The organism is Methanobrevibacter sp. UBA188, from assembly GCF_905234905.1.
Taxonomy (GTDB): Archaea; Methanobacteriota; Methanobacteria; order Methanobacteriales; family Methanobacteriaceae; genus Methanocatella.
The window spans coordinates 1-3,847 of the sequence record NZ_CAJOJM010000079.1 but is presented as its reverse complement, the minus strand read 5'-3'; the positions used below and the strand labels follow the sequence as shown (position 1 = coordinate 3,847).

Genomic DNA, 3,847 nt, shown 5'->3' with positions numbered 1-3,847 from the left:
CCAAATTCAAATTCAAAAAACTCGAGGATATATATCCAGGAGCAAAAATCACTCCCAATTCTCAAAACGCTGGCGTTAATGTCTCAAAAATCATCCCCATATTGAAAAAAATAAAAAAAGTTGCAATGATTTACATTGCATTGAAATAACCTTGCGTTAATGTCGCTCAACTTGAATGTATGAGATACAGTGCCGGAAGCGACCAGGCAAAGTCAAGTTATTTAACATATCTTCCTACACCGTTTGATATGGCATAGCTAAATTGTGGGTATTTTTTTGCGGATTTTTTGATTACAAGTTTTGTAGTGGCAGATCCAGTGTATTTAGGGCCTTTCACAATGATTTTGACCTTGTGTGTGCCTGCTGAAAACTTGTTTGTCTGAATTGCACAGATTCCATTGCTGTTGACCAGCTTGTGTTCTGGGCCGCTTACCAGATTGAATGTCTTGGCCTTTTTGCCGGTGTAGACTTTCACCTGCACTTTTACTTTGTTTAGAAACATTTTAGCACCATTGTCATATATTCCACAGACAAGTAGGCTTGAATCCTTTGAAGCGGAGGTATGTGTTATAATTTTTAACTTTTTAGGGTTGATTTTTATGCTGGATGAAACGGATTTTGCACTGAATCCGGTTCCAACGCTTATGACAACCTTGTGACTTCCTACGGCAAGTGATGAAGTTCCATAATATGCAATTCCTTTTGAATTAGTGGTTAAAGTAACTGTTTTGTACTTTTTGCCTGTGTAGACTTTAAGTTTCACTGTCACACCGCTTACAGGCTTGTTGTTATTGTCAACCACTTTCACTGCAAATGATTTTCCGGACTGGTATGTTGTTGTAAGCTTTGTCGGCTTTAGGGTGACTGATTTTTTAGAGATTTTAACGTTTGTAAGAATTGCAATGTTTGAATCTTCATCAGCACATCTTGATGCAACAACATAGTTTCCAGGGTTCAAATTCATCCTGTAGGTTGCTATTCCGTTTGACAATGTGTATTCAAAATCAGTCAGATAAATTTCATCCATATTGTTTTCCTTGAAGATGAAAATGTCCATCTCTTCATATGCCACAGGATCTCCATTTTTGTCAACAACCTTAATGGATATCATTTTGTCGTTTTTGTAGTTTCCGGATTGGGTAATTGTGACCTTCTTATTGTATTCAGGCAACATGGTTACATTTACATAATCGTTGTCGATTCTTGCCTCGGTGCAGTTGTCCGCACTTCCCCACAGCATGTTGTTTCCATAATCTGCAGTGTTTGCCAAAAATACGCAGGAAACAGCATCACACTTATATAAGGCACCTCCGAATTTTGCCTTGTTGAGCATGAATACGGAATCATTGACATAACATTTGGTATCCCTATTGTTGTAGATGGCACCGCCACTTGCTCGGGCTATGTTCATGTAAAAATTGGTGTTCAATATGCTGGAGGTTCCCATATCTGCAATAGCTCCACCGAATTGGGCGCTGTTCTCGGTAAACCAGTTTCCAATGGATACTAAAGTTTTGGTATTGTAGATTGCACCTCCGATGGCCTCATCTTCATCATCGACAACTTTTATTGTGTTGTAGTTGAAGTGGCAGTTTATTATTGAAAGCAGATTGGAGTTATATATTGCACCCCCAGTTCTTGCGACGGTACTGTTTTCAATTGTACAGTTGTTCAGTGTCAAAGACCCCATGTTGAAGATGGCTCCTCCGGAATAGAATTTGTTCTGGTTTAAGCCTACTATTTTCAGGTCATTTATTGTTACTTTTGAGTTTTCGGAAATTACGAATGTACGTGCAGAGTTACTGTAGATTACATGATTGTTACCGTTGATTGTCATGTCCTTGTCAATGCTTATTCCACCAAACAGTTCGCTGTCTTCAGTGGAGTCGTATTCGTAATCATTATACAATGTTACAGTTGAACTTTTGGCAATGCTTTGATTGAGAGCAGTGAAAGTTCCCCTGCCTGCCTCCAGATTTGAATTTTCATCGCCTAATTCCAATGTATCGCTAACTGTTTCATCAGTGCTATTTGAATCGCCTGCACTGACCGCCCCAATAGTTAGAACCAGTAAAATTAAAGCGAAAAGTAGTCTTTTGTATTTCATATTAATATATCTATTGCAATGTCAATATAAGTGGAGTAAAGTCAAAACTTTATTCAAAAATTCTTTTAATATTCCAATATCACAACCAATATCTAAACAATAAAACATATATTATTGAACAAATAATTTTATATAATGAACCCAATTCCTGATTGGGCACTTTAAATTAATAATAAGTGGTGAATAAATGAAGTATGTTAAAATAGCCATATTGTTTGCTGTATTGTTTTTAAGCATCAGCTTTGCTTATGCATCTGACAATTCAGTCAATGAAACGTTGGATTTAACCAAATCCGATGAAACTTCAATAGACAGCACTGAAAATGTTGAACCTGTCCAACAAACGGAAAACATTTCAGATAATGATGTTTTGGGTGCATCAGCACAATCAGCAGACAGCAAAAATGTAAATAAAGTCGCTTCGAATTCGACAAAGGAAGATTTGAAAATCGTTAAAAGTTCTAATTTTGTTAAGAAAGGAAACACATATTATATGAAATTGACCACATCTAACGGCAAGGCGGTTGCAAATAAAAAATTGAGCGTAAGCTTCAACGGAAAAACATATGCAAAAACTACCGATTCCAATGGCAAATTTGGAATTGCAACCAAGACAACCTCAACTTCAGGCACACTGAAGGTCACATTTAATGGGGACAAGACCTACAATGCATTTTCAAAGTCATATAAACTGTATACTGTCAATATGCTTTCAATCAACATCGCAAATGCGAAACTGCTCACCAACGGCTACCTGAAAATATATATTACAGCTTCCAAAAAGTTCATTGCAAACAATACAGTTAAAATAAGCATTGGCGGCAAGGTATTTAAGAAAAAGGCAAATGTAGAGGGATTCGTTGTCATAAAACCTCAGTTAAGTGCCAAAAAATACACAGTTACCGTAGATATCAACAAGTATTCCAAAACCAAAAAGGTCAAATGCATCAAGGGTGATGTAAAAAATCCATTCAAGACAAAAGTTGCAATGGTAAATGGCGCTCCGGATATCGATTCCATGCCTTCAAATTTTGTCAAGGGAATTGGCGATGCCAAATACACTCTCACAAAAGAGCAATATCAGGAAGTGCTTAAAAGAGACAGTTATGCTTTGTTTTTATATGGAAAACTATCAAAATATGTCTGCTTTAAATCAAAATCAGCTCCTAAAACTTACCATATTCTCCATAGAAGCAAATGGAACGTGATTGAACAGGCAATCAACATCAAGCTGGTCAAAAAGAACGGCTATAACTACTGGCCAAGTTCAGTTACCGCTTCCCTTAAGGGAAAATCCCTTACATATTCCGAAGTTAGAGACATTCAAAACTACGGATATACCTGCGGACCTACATCAGCCAGTGTCTGCAGTCAGGCTCTGAAGAAGTACTATTCTGAAAGATACTTCCAGACAGAGGCCCATGTGACTGACGGCATCAATATTCCAGACCTTAAAAACGTTTTGGAATATAACGGGTTCAAGGCATCCTATTATTATTCCGTGGACAGTGGCGTAAGCCAACTGGCCAAAGGCGGAGTTGCACTGATTGCATTCCTGCCTAACCATTACGTTTCTGTTATAGATGTGAGCAAGGACGGCAAAAAGATTTTGGTGAGCAATTCCTATGGAGATTATAATGTTGGCGGCGATTCCAGGATTCCGACAGGCTGGGTGTCATTAAGCAAGTTCAAAGCAAAATTTGCTGGTGTTGGATTGGTCGTTAAACTTAATTATAAATT

At 37.6% G+C, this 3,847-nt stretch carries 2 protein-coding genes; one reads left to right on the top strand and one right to left on the bottom strand.

From position 1 onward, the window contains the following. Positions 1 to 217: 217 nt before the first annotated feature. Positions 218 to 2,107: a hypothetical protein gene (locus QZ143_RS09380; protein ID WP_292883554.1), complete on the bottom strand. Its 1,890-nt coding sequence runs from the start codon at positions 2,105 to 2,107 to the stop codon at positions 218 to 220. Between the two features lie 187 nt (positions 2,108 to 2,294). Here QZ143_RS09380 and QZ143_RS09375 point away from each other — a divergent pair. Next, positions 2,295 to 3,847 (top strand): hypothetical protein (locus QZ143_RS09375; RefSeq protein ID WP_292883551.1); only part of this gene is annotated, 1,553 nt, incomplete at its 3' end.